Source organism: Legionella geestiana, assembly GCF_004571195.1.
In the GTDB taxonomy this organism is placed as follows: Bacteria; Pseudomonadota; Gammaproteobacteria; order Legionellales; family Legionellaceae; genus Legionella_B; species Legionella_B geestiana.
In genome coordinates this window covers 2,035,164-2,060,503 of the sequence record NZ_CP038271.1, presented here as the reverse complement: position 1 = coordinate 2,060,503, position 25,340 = coordinate 2,035,164, and the positions used below count along the sequence as shown (strand labels likewise).

Genomic DNA, 25,340 nt, shown 5'->3' with positions numbered 1-25,340 from the left:
AACTACAGTAATTATACTGTATAGATAAAAAAATTCGTGTTAAATACAATGCGAAATGCGGGAACATATATAATATACGGTTTATTCTGACAACCATTGGAAATTTAACCAATGAATAATCCAATAAGTACATTGATAGCGTGGATTGAGGAGGAACGACAGCGAGGTGCTCCAGATCCGCAACACGCGATTCTTTCAACTACGACAAGTAATGCTGCTCCTCATGGACGTGTGGTTTCTATCCGCGAAATTGATGAAGCCGGTTTTATATTTTTTACGAAAAAAGGTAGCCGTAAAGAACAGGAAATTACTGAAAATCCTTTGATTTCTTTAACGTTCTGGTTTGAGTTATATGAGCGTGAGGTCATGATTGATGGGCAAGCGCAAGCCTTATCAACCAAACAAAACCAGATATACTGGCAAACCAAAACACCCGATTCACAAATCAAATTTTGCAGTTACAGCCAATCAGGAAGTAATCGTATTGAAAATCGAGATCAACTTGAAGAAAATAGAACAAACCTCAAGGAAGAATATGGCACAAAACCACTCCCAATGCCTGAACGTTATTGCGGCTTTAAAATCATTCCATTTCGTATGGTATTTTACACGCATAAAGAAGACGCATTTTCTGATGTTTCAGAATTTATATTGATTGATAGAACGTGGCGGAAATCTTGGCTATCGCCTTGAGCTATTGTATGTTCCATTAACACAATACAGCATGAAATTTACTAAGATCGTTCGTTGCCAAAATGAATGTTTCACTGAGTTTCCTGTCTGAGGAAAAGTTATTAAATCATTCAGAGGTTTAGAAAAATGTTCTCTGTACGGGACAAAAAATCATATCAACGCCTCGGTCGGTGCCTCGATGCTCAAGAAGGCCATCACCTGACCAATTAAACTCAAGATATTCTGCTTTGCATTGAGAGCCGCATCACGTAGAAAATCAAGACCATAACGAAAAATACTGACCTCTTTTCTACCATGTTTTTTCATTTTGATCGCTTTTTGCTCGTTGCGCCATTCACCTACTTTATAAGCCCAACAAAAGCCGATGCTTAAAAGTGCTATCAGCTTCGAAATACGCTCCGGCTTTGTAATATGCGTGTCCTCAAAGTTAAAGCCGCGCGATTTCAGGCAGGAAAACAGGGTTTCTATTTCCCAGCGCCGGCCATACAATTCGATAGGTGAATCAACTTCTTTATCTGTTGCAACAATAAGTAATTCACCATCTGTAAGCCGGAGCGCGCTCAACCAGACTTTTTGCTTCCAAAGCCTGCGCTCACCCCTCAGTTTTCGTTGTTCACCAGGCTTCAGATCGTAGAAAAGAGCATCCACATTAACGTCAAGCCCCAAGCTGTTGCTGGTTTGAGTGTTGCTTTTGATTCGAATGCAAAATGAGATCCCTTCACTACGCAACCATGAGAACCATTCGTTTCCAACAAACTCTCGGTCAGCCAGCAGACAGGCAACTCTTTCTTTGCCAAACTGCTCTATAAAACGCTTAAGTAAGGCTATACGCTCTGTGGTATTACTGTTCCCGCGCTTGGGCAGCAAATCCCACATGAGAGGGATGGCTATCCCTTTGTAGGCAATAGACAGCATTAATATATTGATATCCTGCTTGCCCCACTGCCAATTTGTTCTGTCTATGCTGAGATACAACGGCGTCTGGTCAAAATCAAAAAAAGTCATCACCCATCCGGCCAGAGCGGTGAAGCATATTGTGAATTCCCTGAAAAATCGCTTGATACGCTTGTAGCGCGATTCTATTGTTGCCTCGCTTTCAAAGCCACAGGCCAGTTCGCTTAAATTGACCGTTCTTACTTTGAACAATGATACCAGCATACAGGCGAAACAGGTCATTCTTGCCTTGTTCCAACTAAAATATCCGTTTAATATACCGCTCAGCTCGTTGATTTCCATGACTCCATGCCTTTTCCTTGAACAGAAACGCAGGGATTGTCTATTAATCAATGAGCTACTTCAAGTTTTTTGTCCCGTACAAAGAAAAATGTTAGTGAAACAATAGGGATGAGTCGCTGCGTTTTTCATCGCTGTCAATAAGTATAGCAAAAAAATGCACTATAATTAGATAAAAATCTGCCTGTTAATTGGTGTTTATAATGACAATCGCCCAAAAATTCATTGAAAAACTGCAAGATGCTACTGGTAAGGAGCCTCTACCTAAAAAATTTTTGTGGGATTATTCCAGAGATGCTATCACTCCCACATTTCAAGATTTTTTAAACAAATTCAGTGATTATTGCAAAGATTTGCCTACAAAAGAACAAAAAGATGAGATCTCCAAACTATTTTGGGAACAAGTTAAAGCCATAGGTGGAACACCAATTATAGAAGATAGCCTGGATTCAGAGCTGAATTGTAATGTTTATTTTTTATTGCCAAAAGAAAACGTTATGGACAGCACGGAGGTGGCTGGCACTAAAAAGGATCTGTATCTGCAAGGTGATTTTCATGGCTATGGCGCTACTGGTGACAAGCAACGAGTATCAGAACTTCCAGATACCGGAATAATGTGCCGCAGTTATGAAATCCCCAAAGAGTCCATATTAGCGTATCAATATATTCAGGTAGAACCTGGTCACCGAGATAAACAACCCGTGCCCGAGCGTTCGCCATTTTTTGAGGATAGTACAGAATTAATTCCTCATAGCACCACTACTTATTTTCCAGAAATACCACAAATGGGAGCTAAAGATGAATATAGCACTCATACGTCTCCCTATCCTGGTTTCGATAGCTCAGGTAGAATATTCCGTGTAAGCGCTGATTCAGAGCATGCTCATCTTCCAGGCAAGCCAATAAACTGGCCTGGCTTGTTGAGCACAGAAACACCAAATAATACAAGGCACTTCAACCATCATGCTACGCTGTATTCCGATCAAGCTGGTGATTTGCATCGTAGTGATGCGCCAGTGACAGCTCAGTATCATGACGATTTATATTTTTCTGATAAACCTGATTCACCTTATGCCAACTTTACTCGTGCCATACAGGTGTTTAAACCTGCTTCCGGGAAAATAGACAATCTCATTGTGGTTAATGATGGAATACCTTCTTTATTAACAGGTCGTATGGATCAGTTTGAAAAAATGGTAGATGAAAAAAAACTATCGCCTGACACGGCTTTGGTGTTTGTTAACACGTTACCTGGATTAAAAAAAACGTTATCCCCCAAGGCAGCCAAGTTGTTTAACAAGGACCCATCCAAAGACTTACCCGGTATGGGGGTCAGGCTGATTGACTATAAACATGGAATTGATGAATACACGGATTTTATAGCCAATAAACTATTCCCTCAGTTAGAAACAGAAATAAGCATTCCTGACGACCCAAATCATAGAATCATGACAGGAGCAAGCTTAAGCGGAACCGCAACGGTCTATATCGGTTCAAAACGCCCCGATCTTTTTGGTGCGGTAATAGCGCAATCACCTTCACCCGACAATCGAGCCATACTAAGTAAAATACCAGGAGAAATGCTAACAGGGAGAAATATATATTTAAGCTGTGGCACGTTTGAACACCCTAACCATGCAGCTGCTAATGCGAATATTGAATATGCAACGGAGCTGAGTGATAAACTCAACATAACATTACACTCAGGTCCGCATGGGCATGAATATTTAGCATGGAATGCAGAGTTAGAACAATCTTTACCAGCTTTATTACCCGTATTAGAACGAGTCTCATCAGAAACCGCTGAACAAGGACATTTCTCGGGTTCGGCAATCGTGCATCCTGAATTTGAAGTAGAAGGCAATATTGCGGCCAGTTCCGTGGAACCGACTTCAACGGCATTGCAACCATCAGCTGAAACACTAATACAGGCACAAGAAATAATGCAAAGCTTTAAAGCCAGAATACCTCGTTCGCCACCAACTGCTGCAGCGAGTAGTACGGAAGATAAGATACATGAAGATGATAATTCATTAAGATTTTGATTTGCCGCGATCGTTCAAAAAAATTGGATAAAATAACTGAGAATGAATAACGCACTCCAACAGCTCCGATTTATTCTTGCAATCAAGCTTTTGTTTAATAATAGCTAAACGAGATTCAACGGTCCTTGCGGATAAGTTAAATAAATTACCTATTTCTTTTGCAGATAGTCCATGCAGGTATTTTTTCAAATAAATAAATTCCCTGTTTGTTAAATAGCAATCATCATGAGGGGCGCCAAGGTAATAACGTTGAGCTAAAGTGGGAAATTTTGACTCTCCATAAGGTGGCAATTGATTGGCATTACAAAACTGCAATTCCTGTTCATTAACTTGCGTTTTTTGAATTATCTTCCTTGCTGTATCCTTAAATAAAAAACAAAACTCATTAAAGTAATTGATATGTGCTTCCAATTGCATATTGGACTCCTTCTCCTCCGTTGCAAAAATGAATACTTCACTGAATTTCCTGTCTGAAGAAACGTTAGTCAGGTATATGGCATTATTCATGCTAAATTCAGACATATCCTTATGCATAGCGGTTTTAGGAAAATAATCCATATAATCAATGGAAAATCCGGGTTTAAAATGAAAGCTATTCTCAAAAACACTCTTATAATTTGCAAGGCATTTTTGGAGATGATCTAACCATAATCCATTGTTACTAATTAAATTAACACGATTGCCATCAATAAATTTGGAGTAGAAAAATGAATTAATACCTGTCCGTTCCAATGGTTTACAAAGCTCTTGCAAAGCCGGGCAAGCACCTTCTTTGAAGGTTTTTACGATGGCAATAATTGTTGGATTATTCATCATATTCATAATTTAAATATGGTACTCACTGACGACAATTGTATCACAAATGAATTCTTCAAATCCATAATGTGCAAAATATGTTATTTTTTGGGGTAATAATATACTAACAATGGAAACCGTAATAACCCAACCAGATCAGTTATCGTGATCATGACTATGACACGCTTTAAGAAAATACTTATCCTTGATTTTATTTAACTACCGTAATTCTACTGTATTGATAAAAACCTTCATGTTAAATAAAATGCGGGAAACATATACAATATGCAGTTTAGAGGAAGCAAAATGATAAGAAGATCACTTGTCCTATTTCAGAAGGCATTTGCTGAGCCAATCTATGAGACTCCCAAGAAAAGTCAATTAAAAAACATGGAAGCTCCTGCCTCAAGTAGCTATTCACCGCGATTATTCACACTTGAAGAGCGAGCAAGAAGAATGCAACAGGCCAAAAAAATTGATATACCAGTATTGGAAGATTTGGATAAGCAACTAGCGACTCAACAAAATCAACGATAATGCGGTAATTTTTTCCAGGTATTTTCTGATTGAACAAAGAATATGGATATCAGCGTCACCCTTTGCGTTTTATCCTCAAATGGAAATGTAGATAAAATTTTGAATCAGTCTATATTCAAGAAGCGTTTTATCCTTCAAAAAACGGACTGAGTTTTTACCAATGAGGTTATTTTATGCGGTTGAAATTCGAAATCCTGTCTTCGGAAGAAACTTATTCTGAAAGAGATCTAAAACTGGATTTAACACATTTGATGGCCGCATTCCTCGGAAAGCCACTACCAGGCACTCCGGAAGCAAAGAAAAATGCACTGGAAAGACTGTATTCATTCATAAGAATGACGAGCTCACAAGGCTTGAATTATCAATCCTGCTTACAAGAAAACATCCACTGGTTGCTCAACAAGCGAAAATCACTGCGAAAAATTCAACGTGTGTTAGTGGAATTGCTGGCCAACCCGGATGATGAAATCAGATTATTTGCACTTGATGGGGTGTTGACCATCATTTCTGAATATCTTCGTCATGATATGCTTGCCAAAACAGAAAATAGTCCCCTGGCTCCGGTAATCAAAGAATGTATGGACTATTATTTGACCTATTTCATAGAGGTTTTGGGTATTCATCATTCGAAAAATAAGTCCCTGTCAAACATTCATACGCTATTTGTCACATTCTTGCAGCATCCACAGCCGGACATAAAACTGTTTTCCGCACAGATCATTCTCACGGCAATCTCAGAGAGCTATTTAACCACTCATGTTTTTCAGAAAGATCATTATCCACTTACTGATCTTCAGTCGCTGTTTATGCCAGTATTGTTGGAACAATTAAACGGCAAAAACCTGGAGATCAGAAAATGGGTGGCCTGTAGTTTGTGCTTTTTTGATAAAAGCGGGCTTGTTGACCCACAATTGGTGACCAGTTACGCAGAAGAGGTACTGGAATCAAACAACCCGGACTGGAAAACAAGAGGCATTCTGGCATTAACCAGGCTACCTTACAACTATCAGTACTTACTGTCGCAGGCAGCGGTTTCGAGACTTGTAGACCTGTGCCTTGAGCCCGGCTTGCTTGATTTTTGGGATATCAACGAAGCGCTGTTTTTGCTGAACTACCAGGTACAATATTCCTGCTCACCTCTTTCGTTGGAAATCATTGAAAAATGCCTTCGTTTTCCGGATATGGTGGGTGCCGACAAGTCTGATAAAATACTGGTGTCGGAATCCCTGCTTGAACTGATTATCATAAACTTTCAAAAACATGAGGATGGCAGCTCGAATACCCCGGTCTATTCCGATGGTGCCAGTAGTGATTTTTCCAGGGATTCGCTGATCGAAAGATATACGATTTTTGCCAGTATAGAAAGCTCAGAAGGACTCCGTTTTCTGAATCCTTTTTCTGAAATGGTCTATCAATTTATCAGTGCGCAAAAATCCTTGCAGCCAGTACAAAATCTCCTGATAACACTCCTGGAACACTCCAAAGAGGGAATCAGGTTGTTTGCGCTTCAGGCTTTGGTTTTAATGGCTTTTACCTGCTATCGTATGGAGAAACTTTCAGATATGCGGGCTATTTGCCTGCCCGCACTCATCCAAAGTCTGGAAGACTCCAATCTGACCCTCAGAAATTGGGCTGCGTGCTGTTTGTGCTTCCTGGCCGAACATACATTTCCTGACTTGGCGTCCCTTTCTGAATATAGCAAACAGCTGTTGGAAACCGCAGGTGCGTCCTGGAATAAATACATCGTTGTAGCCCTGTTATCCAATCTCGAAGTACAGGATTGGGCCAAACCTGTTCACATAAAACACCTTGAAGAGATTTTGCTGACCCCCGTCACAGGTGCCAGTGAGGAGGATAAAACAAGTATACAAAAACAACGGATACAGTTAGTCCGCGCACATTATGCGCGACATAAAGACTTTTTGAAAGCGTCCATACTCGACTTTGTACTGCAACAATTGCAGGTGCCAGAATTAAAAACCATGGCCACCAGCACGTGTTTGGTCCTTCTGGTCAAAGTAGAGGTGATTGTCTACGGAAAGCGAGGTACCTTAACTCCCATGCTGGATGTCGTATTTCAGTCACTGGCACAATCCGATTCCAAAATGTCCTTGATGGATATGCGTTTCACTCTCTTGAGTTCATTAATTCCGGTTCGATTTGTGAACCCGGAGGAAAATGCAGCGACAAAATTGACTAAAATTTTCGATTGCGCAATGTATTTTTACTTTGTACGGGACAAAAAACTTGAAGTAGCTCATTGATTAATAGACAATCCCTGCGTTTCTGTTCAAGGAAAAGGCATGGAGTCATGGAAATCAACGAGCTGAGCGGTATATTAAACGGATATTTTAGTTGGAACAAGGCAAGAATGACCTGTTTCGCCTGTATGCTGGTATCATTGTTCAAAGTAAGAACGGTCAATTTAAGCGAACTGGCCTGTGGCTTTGAAAGCGAGGCAACAATAGAATCGCGCTACAAGCGTATCAAGCGATTTTTCAGGGAATTCACAATATGCTTCACCGCTCTGGCCGGATGGGTGATGACTTTTTTTGATTTTGACCAGACGCCGTTGTATCTCAGCATAGACAGAACAAATTGGCAGTGGGGCAAGCAGGATATCAATATATTAATGCTGTCTATTGCCTACAAAGGGATAGCCATCCCTCTCATGTGGGATTTGCTGCCCAAGCGCGGGAACAGTAATACCACAGAGCGTATAGCCTTACTTAAGCGTTTTATAGAGCAGTTTGGCAAAGAAAGAGTTGCCTGTCTGCTGGCTGACCGAGAGTTTGTTGGAAACGAATGGTTCTCATGGTTGCGTAGTGAAGGGATCTCATTTTGCATTCGAATCAAAAGCAACACTCAAACCAGCAACAGCTTGGGGCTTGACGTTAATGTGGATGCTCTTTTCTACGATCTGAAGCCTGGTGAACAACGAAAACTGAGGGGTGAGCGCAGGCTTTGGAAGCAAAAAGTCTGGTTGAGCGCGCTCCGGCTTACAGATGGTGAATTACTTATTGTTGCAACAGATAAAGAAGTTGATTCACCTATCGAATTGTATGGCCGGCGCTGGGAAATAGAAACCCTGTTTTCCTGCCTGAAATCGCGCGGCTTTAACTTTGAGGACACGCATATTACAAAGCCGGAGCGTATTTCGAAGCTGATAGCACTTTTAAGCATCGGCTTTTGTTGGGCTTATAAAGTAGGTGAATGGCGCAACGAGCAAAAAGCGATCAAAATGAAAAAACATGGTAGAAAAGAGGTCAGTATTTTTCGTTATGGTCTTGATTTTCTACGTGATGCGGCTCTCAATGCAAAGCAGAATATCTTGAGTTTAATTGGTCAGGTGATGGCCTTCTTGAGCATCGAGGCACCGACCGAGGCGTTGATATGATTTTTTGTCCCGTACAGAGGTATTTTTATCAATTTGAGGATGCTCTAAAATTGCTTTTTGTGTTATTCGAAGTCGAGTTGTTTCTTCGGGATGGACAAAAAAAATACGAAAGATGCATGCATGTTTTTTTATCAAAACTTCAGGAAATCATTAATTCTCATTGTTCTAAAAATAGCTCGCTATCTGACATTCATAATCTGTTAATGATTTTATCACAGAGTAAACAATCAGAAATCAGGCTTCTTGCAACTCAGGCCATACTCATAGCGGTTTATGAAAGTTACTGCATACGATACTGTGATGAAGCCAGGAATTATCCGCTTGCTGACCTTCAGGAACTATTTTTGCCGCAGTTATTGCAACTGATGAATGATCCTGACATGGAAGTCAGAAAATTTGCGGCTTGCTGTTTGTGTTTTCTGGATTTTGGTAGTCAAGTTGACCCGCAATTATTAATGTATTACGCCGCCGACTTGCTGAATTCGGATAACCCTGCCTGGCAAACCAGAAGTATTTTGGCATTAAGCAGACCTGCTTATGATTACCCCTGTTTCCTGTCGCAGGAAGTGGTTTCAAGACTTGTCCATCTCTGTGTCAGGAGCGATCTTCTGAGCGCATCTGTTCACCGGTATCGTTTCAGAATCGAAACCTTCAATCTGCTGAATTTTCAGGTCCAATATACCGGAATACCACTGCCATTGGAAACCATCGAGCAATGCCTTGAATATGACAAAGAGGGACGCATCAGCCCGAGTGGAAGGACATTGGTTGCGGGCAGTCTGCTCAGACTGATTGGAAAAAACTTCGAAGATCAGGAAGCTTTAAAGACAATCCCTCACACCATTTCAGAAGCCGTCCTTTCCTGTTTCGATAATGCCGAACTCAGAAAGCTGGCGTTTAATAATTATTGCTTGTTGATTCAGGCCGCCGGTGATCGACTGAAAGAAACACTCTTTGATAAATTGTTTTGTAAAATGCGATCAGTTGCACGCCAGCACAACCCGGAAACGCACGACTTTGTCCAAGCGATCTTGAACAGGGTTTCGTGGTCCAGGAAGGAGAAGAATGAGATTCTGTCCATGTTGGGAACCGCTGAATCCCCTGAAGTACTTCAGGCTGAAACGTCCTCCCCGGATACATCAACCGATGAGAAGGATTTACCGACGTTACTGGCTGAACTGAACGCATTGAACGGCAATAATCCCAATGTGATGACGTTACTGACCAGCCATGATTTGGAAACGACGCTCGCAGCAGTGAAGGCAGTCTATTCAGAGGACTCGCAGTATCTGCCCGCAGGCAGGCCGATTGCAGACTGGGAGGTGGGGCACTGCCAGGCTTGGGCACAAGCCGTTATTCAGGATAAACCCCGAGCACGTTCCAAAGATTTTCAAAATGAGATGGTTGCGGTGGTGATGCGTGCCGGTGTTCTGGATTCCGGACAGACGCCGCGCAACATTCAATTAATCAGTTTGTTGTTGTTGCTGAAAGCAGAAGACAGGGGTTGCCTTGCTGAGGTTAAAACCGGGGAAGGTAAAACCAAGATTGTTTCCATGTTTGCGGCTATCAAAGTCCTGCAATACGATTTTGTCGATGTGGTTTCAAGCTCCACGGTGCTGGCGAAACGCGATGCCCATGAGCTGCAAAACTTCTATTCCATCCTGAAGATGACGGTCGCAGATAATATTGATGGTCACAGCCATGATGGGAAAGCCCCGAGGAGCTGCTATTTGGCCAATGTGGTGTATGGGGATACGAACGAATACCAATGGGATCTGGTTCGCCAGGCCATAGGCGATAGCATCACGCGAGGCGACAGGCCATTTCGTATTCTGTTTTTTGACGAGGTGGACAGTTTGTTGGTGGACAGGTCCGAACATGCGGCCATGATCCTCAAGCCACATCCGGGGCTGGAATATGTCAATCATCTGATGGTGGCCCTTTGGCATATGATGGTTCGTGTGGGTCAATCCATCAGCAAAAAAGATGGTGAATGGGTGTATCAATCGGCAGACGGGAACAATCAATTCAAGATTGATAATCCTCTGCGTTTTGCAAGAAGTCTGCTTAAAAAATATATTGTTACGCTGATTGAAGACCCATCATCGTCCATCCTGCTGCCATCACATCTGAAGCATTTTGTGCTGACTGAAGCTGATGACTTGACGGATGCCGCGGTTGATGCCTATTACGTGTATCACCCGGATAAACATTATGTGATTTCAGAAGGCGACCTGGATGGGGTGCCCCGCCTGACCATTAACCCTATCGATGCTCGACTGACGGGAGAGATTAATAAAAATTCGCGCTGGACCTACCTTTCCAGTTTCCTCGAGCTGCGGCATGGGTTAAAAATGGGTGCTCCTCAGTTGATGAGTAATTATATGTCCACGCCTGGACTGTGCAAGCGTTATGGTAATCAAATTTATGGATTGACAGGGACCTTGGGCGCGGAGGATACCCAAGCACTTTTGAAAGACATGTACCAGGTGGATTTGGCCTTCATCCCGACGTATAAACCCAGATGTCTGATTGAATACGAAGGCCTTTTGGCGCCGGGAAAAACGGACTGGCTGGCAAACATTCTTGGCCGCGTTCAGGAAGAAGTGAACCGGGAGCGGCCGGTTCTTGTCGTTGCTGCAACGATTGCCGACGTCATTTTTTTGGAAAAGGAAATCAGAAAAGCCGGTTTTTGCCAAAAAATCTCCCGTTTTTCCCGTAATGATACGGATGAAATCAATATGCCCGATCAGGCCATTGAAGCTGGAGAGGTGATTGTGGCGACACTTATCGCCGCGAGGGGTATCGATTGGTATTTTGCCAAACACCAGGAGAAGGCGATTGACATGCGCGGCGGGATGCACGTCATTGTAACGACATTACCGCTCAATCTGCGGGTTGAACAGCAAATATTTGGCCGCACTGCCCGTAAGGGAAACCGTGGATCGGCTGAATTAATCATCAACCGACAAGCTATCCAGCACCAATTTAACGAGGCTGATCGGGGTTTGCTTGATACCATACAGACGGTCAAAATTTGGCGAGACAAGGTGGAGGCAGGCCGGGTTCATGCCATTAGAACGCGTAGCATTCGTCTGGCGCTGTTGAAGGACGATTTATATACCAGGTTCCGGGGTTTTATCAATACCTTGAAAAATGACCCCATGGCACTGCACAGAATTGGCGGTATCGAAGAACAATGGGCTTATTGGCTCAGAAATGTTGCTAAAAAATTTGAACACGATTTTAACCCGGATACCACCTTACCATTGATGGAAGCCGATTTTGAACAATTTATCGAAACGGTTCGTCATGACCCCGATGTCATCCGTAAAAATCCTTGTCGGCAGGTTCAGCACGGAAATCTGTTGAACTTTGGTACCAAGGGTATCGGTCCTGATTTTGCTGCGGCCATCAACGCCTATACCCGCGCAATTCAGGATGATCCGATAGTAGGTGTTCAGGCTTATTATAATCGGGCAGAGGCGCGTATTTTCCTGAAGGAGCCAAACTACAAAGAGAATGTTCTGTCTGATTTGCACATGGCAAAAACCAATCTGGAGAATCACATCATTCCCCAGTTGCACTCCATGCTTGTGGTGCATAATCTGAATCCCGTCACCACGAATGGGTTTAACAACGATTTTGCCCGACAAATCCATTGTAAAATTGAGTTACTCAAGCTTGAAATCGCAAACATCGACCAAAATATCAGTATCATTCAGCAGGCCAGATACCAAGCCCGCAAAGCCAAACAGAAAGTCGATTTTGAGATATGCGAACTCAAGAATTTACAAGATTTTTTCCCGGATCCTGAGGCAAGGCCTCAGAAAGAAATCAGTGAGCTGCATTCATCCGGCCTGTCGCATCTATTCAGCATACAACCCTTTTTCAGGGAAAGGAAAGGAAGTGGCTTCGGAGCCTTGTGCGTAGCTTTTCTGGGTATTTTACAAATTGTGGTAGGCGTTCTGGTGTCTTACGCCGCACCCATGATGGGCTCTCTGCTGATTCAGGAAGGCATCAACGATATTATGTATGCCGCCAAGGCACTCATTGCAGGTAATTTTGACTGGAATGCCTATCTGGCCAATAAAATTGGCAGCGTTTCCATCAGTGTGATATCCATGGGTCTTGATGTTCTGAAAAACAGTGCGAACCTGGAAGTGGCTGCAGAGGCAGCCAAAGGTCAAAATGCGCTGAAAAACCTGACAGCCCGGCAGTTAAATCATGAGCAAATATTGGAAATGGCGAAAAAAGAAGTGGTCAAGCGCGTCATTGATACCGGGGTCAGGGAAGTATTCAATTTTGCAGTGGATAAATTAACGACCGTCGCTATGGACCAGTTTTCCGGAGACATCGAAGATGCCGTAGGCAAGCGCCTTGAAAGGAATTTAGGCACCACCGAGTGCCAATCAGCCCTGCACGCGATGCTGCAACTGGACGTGAATAATCGGAATGCTGCCATGCAAGGGCAGCTTGACCGAATGGCATCAAAGGTTATGCAGGACCGAACAACCCTGCCCAATACCATTGCCAACCACATTATCAAAGGGGTTCTGGCCAATCAACACAAGCACGTGGGGACATTCCTGCGTATTGCCGATATGGGTATGGCTTTTGACAAGATTTTGCAATTGGCCGATAATTTCACGCGGAAATTCAGAGCCGAGTTACTGTTTTTCCATCATCAACACATGGCCACAATGCCGCAAGCAACTTCCGTGGATTATCAGGCAACAGCGCCTCTGAAAAATCAGTTTTTCGCGCGCGTCACACAACGTCTGACACAGTGCATTATTGCCATCGCGAAAGGTCAAATCATCCATCCAGGGATTGATATGGCGATGCATGAGCATCTCCAGAATATTGCAAATCTGGTTCAACAACATGCCCTGCAACCTCCATCGCCGGAGTGTTTTGCAGCTGCCACAGAGCATCAACCCGAAGCCAGGAAAAAGACAAAATCAACGTCGGCACCTTGCTCATCAATGCCCGCGGCATCCAGCCCTGTATCCTCTACATCGACAGCTGCGCCATCCGGATTTGGAAAACATTTGATGGATAAGCGTAACGATGCACGTGATGCAGCCTTAAAACAGGCATTCCTAATGACGTTGACAAAAGAACCTGCTCCGGCAATAAAACCTGCTGTCAAAATCCAACAACGGGCAGCTGTTGCGCCTCAAAAACCCACATCTGCTCCAAAATCATCCACACCTGGACAGGCTCTTGTCAAGCGCAATCCACCAGGGGAAAAATCCATTGCACCTGCTCGTAAAACAACGACGCAAAGCATTATGGACAGCTCCCAATCCCTTGCAAAGCTTGAATACCCACAGGCCATAACCCGAGGCGTCAAGTCCGCTGTTTCAGATTTTGTCGATACTATCGCGCATCCAGTCGATAAAATCGTCTGTCCTGCTGCGAAGTTAATACACGATACAGCGGTACTGATAGCAGTACACGCGCCAGGACATGAAGATTTTGGAATGTTGCATCAGGTAGTAAAACAAAATCCCGGGCTTTATCAGGATGCTCTGGGCAGGATGCAACAACGTGGTGAAACCTTCAGACAAAGCGGAATTACATTTATGGGCGCATCCGGACCAAAACGCGCCGAAATGCTGGCTGAGATGGGAACGGGTATTTTGCTTCCAGGGTATTTTCTTAAAGGAGTTAAATACACAGCGGCCGTTGCCCGTCATGGCATTGCAAACAAAATAGAATTTGGCACATTTTCCCAGCCGCCTCATTTTAATAATGTGCGTATCCATGAGCCATCAACTTCCATACCAAAATTTGAAACATTAACCAGAACACAAATCCAAAATCAAGCTGGAACACATAATTATATTTGGATCATTGACACAGCCAGGCAATTATTAATTGCTCCGCGACAGGTAGAAAGTGTTGCACAAAGAGTTGGTTTGATTGTGCCGGATCAATTTAAAGTAACGTATCTGCATCACCATCAATTGGCCAGCTTCAAACCAGTATTGGCGGCCGGAGAATTAACAATCGAAGGAGGGGCAATCAAGGCTCTAACGGATCTGTCAGGGCACTACTTACCCGCGGGATCACATCTTCCTTATCTGGTTGAAAGAAATTTTCAACGCTTTGGCTTGCAGGACGCAAAAGGGAAATATCAACCCTATGTCCCACTTCCAGGTTTGGGGAAGGTGGAACAGCCGATTATCACTTTTGCTCCCAATCCTGTTTCCTTTGGTTTTGCACCCGGAGTTGGAGATATGACAGCCGGAAGTACTGTTTTTGGGGTTAATTTCCTGGAGGGTAGTCATCACCAACAGGATATTGAAAGAGTATTACCCCCTTCTTTGGCAATGAGCCCGGACCAAAAGGCTGGTAGTGATTTGCCAACAAAAAAGGTCAAGCTTTTTGATATCACGAAAACAGATACAAGTCGCCACCGATTTTTCTCCAGAGATAATGCAAATCCTGGTCGGGATAGACAGTTTCCAGGAAGCCGCACGGCAAAAGAAACATTTTTAAGCCATGCTGCTGCAAGTATTAAACAACATCCCCCGGAACCTGCATTACCAGAACAACCACCCTGCTCAGCATCCGGTTATACAATAGCTGCACTCCAAGGAGGTTATGACGCAATGGACCAGGTGGGTTTAATACCCCATGATCCCTACTCAACATCGGCAGTGAAAAAACAAGCAATCAAATCCGGTCATAAATTTTTTAACGTAAAAGATGACCGGGAGGAACATGCTGGAGCACAAAAAGTTGGTTTCTGGCTCTTTGGTGCCGTCCATGGATTATATGAGCATTACAAAGCATGTAATCCATAAAAAATTCCGATTATGCGGGCATAATATGGATGGTGTAAATATTAAATTAACTTAGAGATATCATCATGTTTATGCGTTTTTTTTCTTCCGGATTATGCTGATGGAAAAGAAGTTATGATAGCATGGAAAGGGTGGACTGAATCCTTCATAATCCACCCGATCTATCGTTCGGGATGGGTAAAAAAATAGCAAAGCTGCTTACCATTTTTTTTTTTGGAGTAACGCCAGACAAAGAAGAACAGGCCGAAGTACAGTAAGTTGTTTTCTTCCAGCTTGTTCGTAATTTTTTCTATAGTTTTACTGTAGATCCAAACCATCAACCTTTAACCGCATCATCACATGAGGCACGGGATTATAATCAGGACTATATTCTCCTACTACGGAAAATCCCACTTTTTCATAAACATGTATCGCCCTTTCATTGGCTTTTTCAGGATCGATAATAATAAAATCATAGTCCTGACACTTGTCCAGAATAAATGCCTGAATCATCGGGGCTGCCAGACCTTGCCCCAAAAACTGCTGGTTTCCTATCAGCAAATCCAGGGTAGATATTTTCTTGCCCTTTTCGCACCAAGTACAGAGCTCATCATCTGAATCGTCAACAGGAGAGGTCATCAAAAAACCGAGCGGCTCTTTGTCAAAAAATGCAATCCAGTGATCAAATGCATAGCGGCCGTTATGACGAATACCCTGACAATAAAGCTCCAAATTATTCAGGGTATTTTGCAGACCATCGCCATAATAAAATTCCCGAATATAATCTTGACCAAACCAGCCATGAATGATGGATTTATGTCTATTTTCAACCTTGTAAAAGTGGAATGGATGCTTGAGTATGACCATATTGAGTATCTCGTTCATAAAGGAAATTCAGAAGCATAACCCTTTTTGATGGTCTGCTACAATGTCTTCAATGAAAGACTTTGACGCATCGCTCCAAAATTCATTTGGGTCTGCAGGTTAACGTTATACATCATGGCGTTCCATGGCGTCCATGCCTGATTTCCATAAACAAATGAGCATTGAGAATGCCTGCTTCATCAATCACTGACAAAAAGCAAAAACCACTCCACCAGTTTTCTGGCAATATTTTCATCCAGAAAAGCCTTTCCACAAAGCACCTGCCCCAATAACAGCGTACTAACATCCAGAATTTCTGCCAACGCTTTTAAATCATATTGACTATGTATCAAAACAAACTCAATCAGATATTTTTGCGCTTCCTTTTTGCATTTAAAATTAACATCAGAAACAGATGCCATTACTTCGGCTAAACATCCCATGTAGAAAGCTCCGGTAAATATTGAAATCAAGGGAATATACCTTTCCCATAACCAGAGTAAATCACACTGAAGGATGCGAAAAAATTAGTATTTTTACCTCGAAAATGTCGGGGATAAAATGCTAATCGGTTTTACTTGAAAGCATTCTGGTTTGTGGTGGTGCATGTTAAATGAATGTATAATGCCATGATTGAAAAAAGATTGCCCGGGGCATAAATGATAAGGAAAGTAGCTTTCACAAGGTATCCCGTCAAAGATATGGAACGGGCGCGACATTTTTATGAACAAATTTTGGGAATCGAAGTAGGTAAAATCTCGTCACAAGGCAATTGGGTAGAATATGATTTACCTGCTGGTGGTTGTTTTGCGCTCACCACGTTAGCCACAGATGTATCACCCAGCGCCAATGCTGGCGGGTGCATTGCTTTTGAAGTTGATAATTTGGATAAATTAATTGAGCAACTAAAATCACAAGGCGTTCAATTCAAATTAGACGTTTTTTCATCCCCTGTTTGTCGAATGGCTGTTATTCTGGATTCTGAGGGTAATGCGGTCACTTTACATCAGGTTAAAAGCTCAAACTGACTTAATCCGGGAATACACGCGTGAAAAAAAATCAACAAGCCAATCCAGAGCTAATTAAAAAGGCTAAACAACTCCTGTCAGCGCACTTTAACACCACAATCGACATCGATTCGGTTGTATTTTTAAGTGAGCCTGATCGAAGAAATGTTGTTCTACGACTTGGTCTGGCACATCACTGCAAAAACGCGCCAAAGACAGTGGTTTTGAAACAATCACTACTAGAAAAAGAAAACGACAAAGAAGCCTATACCCGTTTTGCAAGAGATTGGGCGGGCCTTGAGTTTGCATCAATCATACCGCAACGCAGACATAATACGCCGCATTTTTATGGAGGCGATAAACAGTATCGATTTATTTTGATCGAGGATTTGGGTATTAAGCATGTTAGTCTGGTTGATAGCCTGACAGCCTCCGATCGCGATAAAGCCATTCGTGCGCTGAGGCGATTTATGAAAGCTCTGGGAAGTTTTCATGCAGCTGGCTTTGGCCAAACCCATTTATATCAAGCTATTTTAAGCAAAATTCCTTTGTACGGGACAAAAAACTTGAAGTAGCTCATTGATTAATAGACAATCCCTGCGTTTCTGTTCAAGGAAAAGGCATGGAGTCATGGAAATCAACGAGCTGAGCGGTATATTAAACGGATATTTTAGTTGGAACAAGGCAAGAATGACCTGTTTCGCCTGTATGCTGGTATCATTGTTCAAAGTAAGAACGGTCAATTTAAGCGAACTGGCCTGTGGCTTTGAAAGCGAGGCAACAATAGAATCGCGCTACAAGCGTATCAAGCGATTTTTCAGGGAATTCACAATATGCTTCACCGCTCTGGCCGGATGGGTGATGACTTTTTTTGATTTTGACCAGACGCCGTTGTATCTCAGCATAGACAGAACAAATTGGCAGTGGGGCAAGCAGGATATCAATATATTAATGCTGTCTATTGCCTACAAAGGGATAGCCATCCCTCTCATGTGGGATTTGCTGCCCAAGCGCGGGAACAGTAATACCACAGAGCGTATAGCCTTACTTAAGCGTTTTATAGAGCAGTTTGGCAAAGAAAGAGTTGCCTGTCTGCTGGCTGACCGAGAGTTTGTTGGAAACGAATGGTTCTCATGGTTGCGTAGTGAAGGGATCTCATTTTGCATTCGAATCAAAAGCAACACTCAAACCAGCAACAGCTTGGGGCTTGACGTTAATGTGGATGCTCTTTTCTACGATCTGAAGCCTGGTGAACAACGAAAACTGAGGGGTGAGCGCAGGCTTTGGAAGCAAAAAGTCTGGTTGAGCGCGCTCCGGCTTACAGATGGTGAATTACTTATTGTTGCAACAGATAAAGAAGTTGATTCACCTATCGAATTGTATGGCCGGCGCTGGGAAATAGAAACCCTGTTTTCCTGCCTGAAATCGCGCGGCTTTAACTTTGAGGACACGCATATTACAAAGCCGGAGCGTATTTCGAAGCTGATAGCACTTTTAAGCATCGGCTTTTGTTGGGCTTATAAAGTAGGTGAATGGCGCAACGAGCAAAAAGCGATCAAAATGAAAAAACATGGTAGAAAAGAGGTCAGTATTTTTCGTTATGGTCTTGATTTTCTACGTGATGCGGCTCTCAATGCAAAGCAGAATATCTTGAGTTTAATTGGTCAGGTGATGGCCTTCTTGAGCATCGAGGCACCGACCGAGGCGTTGATATGATTTTTTGTCCCGTACAGAGGCAAAATTCATGGCGAGAATGATGCCAGGGAAGATTCGTTGGAACAAGTCCAAAAAGATTTAATGAGCCGTTTGCAATCAACGCATAAAACTCTAGGTTTATTGTTGTCGCAAGAATGTATTCATGAAGCAGAAACGTTAATCGAATCGGTTATAAAACCGGGGCCATTTACTGTGTTAACACATGGTGATATCTGCCCGGATAATGTTTTTGATCACGAAGAAAACTATGAATTACAACTGATTGATTTTGAATGGGCCTTTGTCAGAAATGCCTTATTGGATGCAACGTATCTACGCATGAGTATGCCAACCTGTTGGTGTGCCAAAGCGATTCCTTCTACCATTATCAATGAGATGGAATTAATTTATCGTGAAGAAATCAGCCGCACTATTCTACAAGCCCAAGATGACACGCTTTATCAAAAAGCTTATACGGAAGCATGTGGATTTTGGATCCTTCAACAAACCCTTCACTATATCGAATCAGCACTGAAACAGGATCGCGTGGGGCCTTCAGGCCCTGTTCCAGATAACGCGTTGTGGAAGCCAGAGGAAAATTGGGTAAGGCCTCGCGTAATTTCCCGGCTACAGGCATTTATTGACGTTGCAACCTCGACTCGCTTATTACTGCATTTGACTGCTATGGCTAAAACAGTATTAACTGAACTGCAAAAACGCTGGCCTGATGCAAAACCACTTGAATATTTTCCTGCTTTTCAACCTTGCAAATTCTATATTAGGGAATATCAGCCAGGGGATGAGGTGGCGATCTACCAACTTTTTTATGACACAGTTCACCATATTAACCGCAAGGACTATACGCAGGAACAGCTGAATACCTGGGCGCCATTGACTCCAGATTTAACCAGTTGGAAAAATTCGCTTTCGAAAAATCACAGTTTTGTTACCGTAGCGGCCGGAAGCCATCAAATTATTGGCTTCGCTGATTTGGAAGAAACCGGCTGTCTTTGTCGTGGGTATGTCCATAAAGATCATCAAAGCCAAGGTATCGGTAAAGCTCTGTTATTAGCGCGAGAAGCCAGGGCAAAGGAGCTGGGAATCAAGCGGTTATATTCTGAGGTAAGCATCACGGCAAAACCATTTTTTGAAAAATGTGGTTATGTGGTGCTTAATGAACAAACCAAAGTCATCAACGGTGTTTCATTTATAAATTATTATATGGTCAAAGAAATGGAATAGAAGCTATCATGCCTTTGACCTGTCCGGAATTTCCAAACCACAGCAAAATAGAAATCTAAACAGGAAACGGTCCTTTTCATCAGGATCCCGGCCGAACCTCAACTTGATCTGACAGTCACTTCTAAAAAACCGGCAACTGTCAGATCAAGTTTGAACTACTACAAATGACTGCTCTCGTGCGTTTGGTATTGTGTATGCGCTTGGAAATGAGCTACCCCATTCAAAGTTGGTCATGTCTGCTCACATTGGGGCGTTTTGAGTCCTTTCATCCGAACTTGATGTCCACTCCAAGACATATTCCCTGTCCTTTTGGGACGGTGCCCACTGGACAGTGCTGCTTTGATGAAAACACCCCGCCAGATGATGCCTTTCCCAAGTCAGTGCGTTTTAATGCATCAATTCTTTGTTGACTTCTTCTCCGTTCCTCCTCTCTTTCCCTCTCTTGCCGCCTCCGCTCACTTTCTCTTTTTACTGCTTCATCATGCCTCCGTTTTTCATCCTCAATGGCTCTCTTTTTGTCAGCCTCTCGCTGTTTTTCTCTCCAGAATTCGTCTCTTTTTTTATGTTCATCCTGTAAACGTTCGGCTCTTCTTAAAAACTCCTCCCTTAGGAGTTCGCCCTCATCACGTCCTGTATGCTTTTTTCGCGAAGATGATGCAACAGCAGGTTTGGAGCTTGGTTTTGGTGTAACAGTCGCTGCGGGTTTCGGGGGTAGGGCAACTGTTTTTGATGACGAAGCAGGCGGCTTTGCTACCTGTATTGAAGGTGCGGGTTTTGATAGCTGGGGTTGCACCAAATCAAAAGCAGCGTGACAGGCATGCTCCGAGAGTTCCGCCAATTTGTCTGCGACATATCGCTTGATGATGGGGCCCACCGCTGCAGCTATCGCGCCAGCAACACCGCTGGCCAAAACAGGATTTTTAGAAAAGGAAAAGGCGGCAAGCGCAGGTGGTAATGAGAGTTTTGTCGTGATGTACCAAGTCACTCCATAGCTTGTAGTTGTTTTTACCGTACCGCAAATCAGTTTTTCGCCCAGTGTTTTTCCTTCTGAATCCTCTACATTTTTGTATGTGTCGACGACAAAGTTGATGTATTTCAAACCAGGAATTTTTCCCTTGGTTAATTCGGCTGCCAATTTGATATCCCGATTTATGATACTCCCTATATCGTCTTGTTGTTTTTTTTGTTTTGGTTCTGTTGGTGTATTTAAATAATCATATATTTTGCCACGAATATTGATGGCAGTTATGGCGATTTCCAGTCCTGAGTAACGCGCCATGCGAGCTAATTCTCTTTGAAAGTCGATTAAATCTGCTGTAGGGCTTGATGCCTGGAAGCCATTAGCAGCGACAATTTTTTCAAACCATCCTTGCTCCGGGTAAGTTGGCGCCAGGGCAATGCACATCAAAGCATACTCAAGGGCTTTGGCATGCTCACCTGACTGCAGGAGAATGTTGGCCAGGTAGTAATGAGATTGGTAAAATCTGGGCTCCAGCGCAGAAGCCTTTTCATAGGCAACCCTGGCGGCGTCCAAATTCCCAAGCGCTTTCTGCGCATGTGCTACGCCGCTGTAATTATAGGCATTCTTCGGGTTGGCCTTGACCGCATTTTCAAAAGCTGTGAGCGCTGCCTGGTAATTGGGTGGCTTGATATTGCATTGGCACTGGCCAATATACCACCAGGCTTCGTGGTGGGTGGGGTTTAGCCTGACAACCTGCTGGAATTTTTGCAGTGCACCGCTAAAGTCCCGAACTGGTTTGGTCTCGTAAAATGTAACCCCTCCACGAAATAATGCATTAATTGTTTCTATTTTTGCTAACCATCCCTGTTCAGGGTAACCAGGATTGAGCGCCATACACTTTTTAGCGTATTCAAGGGCTTTGGCATGCTCACCTGATTGCAGGAGAATGTTGGCCAGGTAGTAATGAGATTGGTAAAATCTGGGCTCCAGCGCAGAAGCCTTTTCGTAAGCGGCCCTGGCGGCGTCCAGATTCCCAAGCGCTTTCTGCGCATGTGCTACGCCGCTGTAATTATAGGCACTCTTCGGGTTGGCCTTGACCGCATTTTCAAAAGCTGTGAGCGCTGCCTGGTAATTGGGTGGCTTGATATTGCATTGGCACTGGCCAATATACCACCAGGCTTCGTGGTGGGTGGGGTTTAGCCTGACAACCTGCTGGAATTTTTGCAGTGCACCGCTAAAGTCCCGAACTGGTTTGGTCTCGTAAAATGTAACCCCTCCACGAAATAATGCATTAATTGTTTCTATTTTTGCTAACCATCCCTGTTCAGGGTAACCAGGATTGAGCGCCATACACTTTTTAGCGTATTCAAGGGCTTTGGCATGCTCACCTGATTGCAGGAGAATGTTGGCCAGGTAGTAATGAGATTGGTAAAATCTGGGCTCCAGCGCAGAAGCCTTTTCGTAAGCGGCCCTGGCGGCGTCCAGATTCCCAAGCGCTTTCTGCGCATGTGCTACGCCGCTGTAATTATAGGCACTCTTCGGGTTGGCCTTGACCGCATTTTCAAAAGCTGCGAGCGCTGCCTGGTAATTGGGTGGCTTGATATTGCATTGGCACTGGCCAATATACCACCAGGCTTCGTGGTGGGTGGGGTTTAGCCTGACAACCTGCTGGAATTTTTGCAGTGCACCGCTAAAGTCCCGAACTGGTTTGGTCTCGTAAAATGTAACCCCTCCACGAAATAATGCATTAATTGTTTCTATTTTTGCTAACCATCCCTGTTCAGGGTAACCAGGATTGAGCGCCATACACTTTTTAGCGTATTCAAGGGCTTTGGCATGCTCACCTGATTGCAGGAGAATGTTGGCCAGGTAGTAATGAGATTGGTAAAATCTGGGCTCCAGCGCAGAAGCCTTTTCGTAAGCGGCCCTGGCGGCGTCCAGATTCCCAAGCGCTTTCTGCGCATGTGCTACGCCGCTGTAATTATAGGCACTCTTCGGGTTGGCCTTGACCGCATTTTCAAAAGCTGCGAGCGCTGCCTGGTAATTGGGTGGCTTGATATTGCATTGGCACTGGCCAATATACCACCAGGCTTCATAGTGGGTGGGGTTTAGCCTGACAACCTGCTGGAATTTAACCAGTGCCTCATCGTATTTTTTGTTCTTGTAACGTATTGATCCCGCGTCAAAATGTATTTTGAATGTCATTATGATCTCTTGATTTGTTTGTCAAGGGAATTTAATTATTTCATCCCAGGCTCACCGAAAACGTGCATTATAAGTTAAATGAAACCATCCCAAAATCCAGTAAAATTACGGTATTGCTACCCGGCTTTTTATTTTTAATTATTATGTGTCTAATTAACTCCATCTTTTCAGGCATCATTAGCTCAGGTAAGATTCTCATGCCATCGAGTGCTTCAGGATTAAAATTATATGGCAGTAGTTTTTCAAGCTGTTCAGTAGGTTCTGCAAGATGAATATCTGTAAGGGCATATTTCAGCCGAGATAAAGTCATCTGGACCCATTGTTCAATTATGCTGCAGTTGAGTTAACTGCAGCACAAGCCGAAGTGTTAGTATCATCAATCAGATTCCTGATTTTTCCTGAAATAAAATAGAGGAACACGCCACCCGTTAAAGCCCAAACACCCAATTGATTGAATACATGCAGGTAATCTGCATTGGTTAACAGTGGATCCGTGGCTTGCGCCTTCATCATGGCATTGGAAAAATACTGAGAGATAGATGCTGCCACACCAGACACCATCATCCAGGTACCCATCAAAACGCCTTGCAACTTTGCCGGTGCGATGCGCCCAATCATAGCATAACCCACAGGCCCGATTAGCAACTCTGCCATGGCTTGTGTCACAAAATGGAGTATTACCCAAACGATGCTGCTACTACCTTGATCATCAGCCATGGTCACACCATAAGACAGGAGAAAAAATGACAGGGCCAGTATGACAAATCCCCATGCAAACTGCGTGGAAACCGCAAAATTATATCCTTTCAAGCGTAATCGATTGATAATCATCGACATGACAGGTGCTCCAATGATGATTACGAGCGCATTGATGTTAAAAAGCCATTGGGTTGCCAACTCATAACCGAATAGCTGTTTATCAACGTTATTTTTGACAAACAGAGTGATACCCATTGGACCGGTGAAATAAATCATCCAGAAGACAATTGATGTTATTGCAAGGATCAGGAAAGCCCGGATTTTTTGTTTGTCGGCCATGATTTTTTGCTTTTGGCCTATTATCAAAATAACACCGAACATTACAAGACTCATAACCACTATAAGGCCATTGCTGATATTTGCTGAATGGAAACACAGGATCATCAAGGGAATGAGGAGCAACGTCATGGCTATGCCTTTAAGATATTGCACTCTTTTTTGTTGGCCTGGCTTCTGTGTTGCAAGGGGCGTATCATGATCAGCCAAATGATTCCAATTCATTGCCATCAAGATAACGGTTATCAAATTTATGGCAGCGCAAGCATAAAACAACAGTTGATACTGGTTTGATTGATCAAAGAATCCGCTGCTGATGTAGCCAGCAAAAAATCCGATGTTCATGGTGGTGTAGGTAACAAAAAATGCGCTTTCCCGTCGGTTATCGCCTGGCTGAAAACGCTGGGTTACCATGCTGTTGAAACAGGTGGTGCTGAGCCCGCAGCCGACCAGAAAGCAACTTAACCCCCAATACAACAGGGTGCTCCGAGCATAGGCTAAACAGACAATACCAATGCTTTGCATGATGGTGGTAACACTGAACAAAGTTCGGTTGCTGAGATAACGCCCTCCCATTACGCCGCCCAACAAGTGTAATATATAATTAAACGCCAGAAACAAACCCACTATGCTGTTTGAGACCGTATTGGACAGACCCAGCTGTTTGGTAATGAATAGCGACAGCGATGAGTACAAAATAGCGTAAGAAAAAGTAGAAAATGCCTGTATAAAATACAGTGCAGTTATTCCTTTCGGCATTCTTTGCAGCGTTTTAATCATTTTTACTCCTGTACTCCATTTAGCAGGTGACTCTACCATTAAATTTGGCTAGTA

The 25,340-nt window shown here is 43.4% G+C and carries 17 protein-coding genes; 10 read left to right on the top strand and 7 right to left on the bottom strand.

Annotated elements, in window-relative coordinates:
* Positions 1–111: 111 nt before the first annotated feature.
* On the top strand, positions 112–693 hold the full coding sequence (locus E4T54_RS09195; RefSeq protein WP_058387051.1) for a pyridoxal 5'-phosphate synthase: 582 nt from the start codon (positions 112–114) through the stop codon (positions 691–693).
* A 150-nt stretch (positions 694–843) separates the two neighbouring features.
* On the opposite strand, the gene E4T54_RS09190 is transcribed toward E4T54_RS09195, so the two are convergent.
* The gene (locus E4T54_RS09190) at positions 844–1,929 is read right to left on the bottom strand and encodes an IS4 family transposase (protein ID WP_115152790.1); all 1,086 of its coding nucleotides are present in this window, start codon (positions 1,927–1,929) and stop codon (positions 844–846) included.
* A 200-nt stretch (positions 1,930–2,129) separates the two neighbouring features.
* On the opposite strand from E4T54_RS09190, the gene E4T54_RS09185 reads away from it, so the two are divergent.
* A complete protein-coding gene (locus E4T54_RS09185) occupies positions 2,130–3,971 on the top strand; it encodes an alpha/beta hydrolase (RefSeq protein ID WP_058387098.1) in 1,842 nt (613 codons plus the stop codon).
* Here the strand turns inward: E4T54_RS09185 and E4T54_RS09180 are convergent.
* Positions 3,960–4,787, bottom strand: coding sequence for a helix-turn-helix transcriptional regulator (locus tag E4T54_RS09180; RefSeq protein WP_167755245.1), 828 nt, complete (start codon positions 4,785–4,787; stop codon positions 3,960–3,962). The genes E4T54_RS09185 and E4T54_RS09180 overlap by 12 nt on opposite strands.
* Before the next feature lie 285 nt (positions 4,788–5,072).
* On the opposite strand from E4T54_RS09180, the gene E4T54_RS09175 reads away from it, so the two are divergent.
* The 4 genes from E4T54_RS09175 (at position 5,073) to E4T54_RS09160 (ending at position 15,518) form a co-directional block, all read left to right on the top strand.
* Complete coding sequence (locus E4T54_RS09175) at positions 5,073–5,303, top strand: hypothetical protein (RefSeq protein ID WP_058387100.1); 231 nt, start codon at positions 5,073–5,075, stop codon at positions 5,301–5,303.
* A 173-nt stretch (positions 5,304–5,476) separates the two neighbouring features.
* Positions 5,477–7,567: a HEAT repeat domain-containing protein gene (locus E4T54_RS09170; protein ID WP_058387101.1), complete on the top strand. Its 2,091-nt coding sequence runs from the start codon at positions 5,477–5,479 to the stop codon at positions 7,565–7,567.
* 47 nt (positions 7,568–7,614) lie between these two features.
* On the top strand, positions 7,615–8,700 hold the full coding sequence (locus E4T54_RS09165) for an IS4 family transposase (protein ID WP_115152790.1): 1,086 nt from the start codon (positions 7,615–7,617) through the stop codon (positions 8,698–8,700).
* Complete coding sequence (locus tag E4T54_RS09160) at positions 8,697–15,518, top strand: hypothetical protein (protein ID WP_115152844.1); 6,822 nt, start codon at positions 8,697–8,699, stop codon at positions 15,516–15,518. The genes E4T54_RS09165 and E4T54_RS09160 overlap by 4 nt, the downstream gene beginning before the upstream one ends.
* Before the next feature lie 297 nt (positions 15,519–15,815).
* Here the strand turns inward: E4T54_RS09160 and E4T54_RS09155 are convergent, their stop codons facing one another.
* Together E4T54_RS09155 and E4T54_RS09150 are read right to left on the bottom strand one after the other, a co-directional pair.
* A complete protein-coding gene (locus E4T54_RS09155; RefSeq protein WP_115152845.1) occupies positions 15,816–16,382 on the bottom strand; it encodes a GNAT family N-acetyltransferase in 567 nt (188 codons plus the stop codon).
* Positions 16,383–16,561: 179 nt separating this feature from the next.
* Entirely contained in the window at positions 16,562–16,804 is a 243-nt protein-coding gene (locus E4T54_RS09150; protein ID WP_115152846.1) for a hypothetical protein, read from the bottom strand.
* Positions 16,805–17,020: 216 nt separating this feature from the next.
* Between E4T54_RS09150 and E4T54_RS09145 the strand changes: the two genes are divergently transcribed.
* The 4 genes from E4T54_RS09145 to E4T54_RS12100 are packed head-to-tail and all read left to right on the top strand — an operon-like array spanning position 17,021 to position 20,305.
* Positions 17,021–17,389: a VOC family protein gene (locus E4T54_RS09145; protein ID WP_115152847.1), complete on the top strand. Its 369-nt coding sequence runs from the start codon at positions 17,021–17,023 to the stop codon at positions 17,387–17,389.
* Positions 17,390–17,409: 20 nt separating this feature from the next.
* Positions 17,410–17,943 (top strand): hypothetical protein, encoded by a 534-nt coding sequence (locus E4T54_RS09140; protein WP_115152848.1) that lies wholly within the window; start codon positions 17,410–17,412, stop codon positions 17,941–17,943.
* 55 nt (positions 17,944–17,998) lie between these two features.
* Positions 17,999–19,084, top strand: a complete 1,086-nt coding sequence (locus E4T54_RS09135) for an IS4 family transposase (RefSeq protein WP_115152790.1) — start codon at positions 17,999–18,001, stop codon at positions 19,082–19,084.
* A gap of 57 nt (positions 19,085–19,141) precedes the next feature.
* The gene (locus tag E4T54_RS12100) at positions 19,142–20,305 is read left to right on the top strand and encodes a GNAT family N-acetyltransferase (RefSeq protein WP_238582791.1); all 1,164 of its coding nucleotides are present in this window, start codon (positions 19,142–19,144) and stop codon (positions 20,303–20,305) included.
* A 265-nt stretch (positions 20,306–20,570) separates the two neighbouring features.
* On the opposite strand, the gene E4T54_RS09125 is transcribed toward E4T54_RS12100, so the two are convergent.
* The 3 genes from E4T54_RS09125 to E4T54_RS09115 form a co-directional block, all read right to left on the bottom strand.
* Entirely contained in the window at positions 20,571–23,471 is a 2,901-nt protein-coding gene (locus E4T54_RS09125) for a tetratricopeptide repeat protein (protein ID WP_135100410.1), read from the bottom strand.
* 67 nt (positions 23,472–23,538) lie between these two features.
* On the bottom strand, positions 23,539–23,781 hold the full coding sequence (locus tag E4T54_RS09120; RefSeq protein WP_058387085.1) for a hypothetical protein: 243 nt from the start codon (positions 23,779–23,781) through the stop codon (positions 23,539–23,541).
* A 17-nt stretch (positions 23,782–23,798) separates the two neighbouring features.
* Entirely contained in the window at positions 23,799–25,286 is a 1,488-nt protein-coding gene (locus E4T54_RS09115) for a peptide MFS transporter (protein ID WP_058387084.1), read from the bottom strand.
* Positions 25,287–25,340 lie beyond the last annotated feature (54 nt).